The sequence below is a fragment of the Acinetobacter sp. GFQ9D191M genome (genome assembly GCF_011174875.1).
GTDB lineage: Bacteria > Pseudomonadota > Gammaproteobacteria > Pseudomonadales > Moraxellaceae > Acinetobacter.
In genome coordinates, this window is the sequence record NZ_JAALGV010000178.1 from 1 (window position 1) to 2095 (window position 2095).

The following is a 2095-nucleotide window of genomic DNA, read 5'->3' on the forward strand; positions in this document are numbered from 1 at the left end:
TGTTGCAAATAGTCGGTGGTGATAAACTTATCATCCCCTTTTGCTGATGGAGCTGCACATGAACCCATTCAAAGGCCGGCATTTTCAGCGTGACATCATTCTGTGGGCCGTACGCTGGTACTGCAAATACGGCATCAGTTACCGTGAGCTGCAGGAGATGCTGGCTGAACGCGGAGTGAATGTCGATCACTCCACGATTTACCGCTGGGTTCAGCGTTATGCGCCTGAAATGGAAAAACGGCTGCGCTGGTACTGGCGTAACCCTTCCGATCTTTGCCCGTGGCACATGGATGAAACCTACGTGAAGGTCAATGGCCGCTGGGCGTATCTGTACCGGGCCGTCGACAGCCGGGGCCGCACTGTCGATTTTTATCTCTCCTCCCGTCGTAACAGCAAAGCTGCATACCGGTTTCTGGGTAAAATCCTCAACAACGTGAAGAAGTGGCAGATCCCGCGATTCATCAACACGGATAAAGCGCCCGCCTATGGTCGCGCGCTTGCTCTGCTCAAACGCGAAGGCCGGTGCCCGTCTGACGTTGAACACCGACAGATTAAGTACCGGAACAACGTGATTGAATGCGATCATGGCAAACTGAAACGGATAATCGGCGCCACGCTGGGATTTAAATCCATGAAGACGGCTTACGCCACCATCAAAGGTATTGAGGTGATGCGTGCACTACGCAAAGGCCAGGCCTCAGCATTTTATTATGGTGATCCCCTGGGCGAAATGCGCCTGGTAAGCAGAGTTTTTGAAACGTAAGGCCTTTGAATAAGACAAAAGGCTGCCTCATCGCTAACTTTGCAACAGTGCCGAATTTAGCGCGGTCGCTAAACATTTCGGCACCACCCAGGTGCTGCACGATATCAATCTGAAAATTGATGCCGGTGAATACCGGCTGGCTGCCGACGATCCGGATGAGGAGAACACCCTCGCCACGGCAGTTTTCACCCTCGATGCCAACCACGTCAGGTGGCAAATTTTCGACATTAACCGCGACGATGCTAAATTTCAGGGAGAAGTGCGTGGGTGAGATAGCCGGTCGTCAGTCATAAAGGGCAGGGTAGTACCGTTGGCCCGGCGTTCGATAGTACCGTCCGGATACTGCCAGATATCGGCGTCCAGGGAGATGTCCTGAAGCGCGGTGTCCGGAATTTCAGGTTTGTGTCTCTACAAAGACTAACTATCAGAAAAACTCATCGAGCATCAAATGAAACTGCAATTTATTCATATCAGGATTATCAATACCATATTTTTGAAAAAGCCGTTTCTGTAATGAAGGAGAAAACTCACCGAGGCAGTTCCATAGGATGGCAAGATCCTGGTATCGGTCTGCGATTCCGACTCGTCCAACATCAATACAACCTATTAATTTCCCCTCGTCAAAAATAAGGTTATCAAGTGAGAAATCACCATGAGTGACGACTGAATCCGGTGAGAATGGCAAAAGCTTATGCATTTCTTTCCAGACTTGTTCAACAGGCCAGCCATTACGCTCGTCATCAAAATCACTAGCATCAACCAAACCGTTATTCATTCGTGATTGCGCCTGAGCGAGACGAAATACGCGATCGCTGTTAAAAGGACAATTACAAACAGGAATCGAATGCAACCGGCGCAGGAACACTGCCAGCGCATCAACAATATTTTCACCTGAATCAGGATATTCTTCTAATACCTGGAATGCTGTTTTCCCGGGGATCGCAGTGGTGAGTAACCATGCATCATCAGGAGTACGGATAAAATGCTTGATGGTCGGAAGAGGCATAAATGCCGTCAGCCAGTTTAGTCTGACCATCTCATCTGTAACATCATTGGCAACGCTACCTTTGCCATGTTTCAGAAACAACTCTGGCGCATTGGGCTTCCCATACAATCGATAGATTGTCGCACCTGATTGCCCGACATTATCGCGAGCCCATCTATACCCATATAAATCAGCATCCAGGTTGGAATTTAATCGCGGCCTCGAGCAAGACGTTTCCCGTTGAATATGGCTCATAACACCCCTTGTATTACTGTTTATGTAAGCAGACAGTTTTATTGTTCATGATGATATATTTTTATCGGCAATGTTGCAAATAGTCGGTGGTG

Annotated in this window: 3 protein-coding genes; 2 read left to right on the forward strand and 1 reads right to left on the reverse strand. The window is 48.6% G+C overall.

What is annotated here, in order from left to right; all coding sequences use genetic code 11:
• The first annotated feature begins 58 nt into the window (after positions 1–58).
• Together G5T77_RS17010 and G5T77_RS17015 are read left to right on the forward strand one after the other, a co-directional pair.
• Positions 59–763: an IS6-like element IS26 family transposase gene (locus G5T77_RS17010; RefSeq protein WP_001067856.1), complete on the forward strand. Its 705-nt coding sequence runs from the start codon at positions 59–61 to the stop codon at positions 761–763.
• 91 nt (positions 764–854) lie between these two features.
• Positions 855–1034 (forward strand): hypothetical protein, encoded by a 180-nt coding sequence (locus G5T77_RS17015; protein ID WP_000902128.1) that lies wholly within the window; start codon positions 855–857, stop codon positions 1032–1034.
• A 153-nt stretch (positions 1035–1187) separates the two neighbouring features.
• On the opposite strand, the gene G5T77_RS17020 is transcribed toward G5T77_RS17015, so the two are convergent.
• Positions 1188–2003: an aminoglycoside O-phosphotransferase APH(3')-Ia gene (locus G5T77_RS17020; RefSeq protein ID WP_000018326.1), complete on the reverse strand. Its 816-nt coding sequence runs from the start codon at positions 2001–2003 to the stop codon at positions 1188–1190.
• Between the last annotated feature and the right edge of the window lie 92 nt (positions 2004–2095).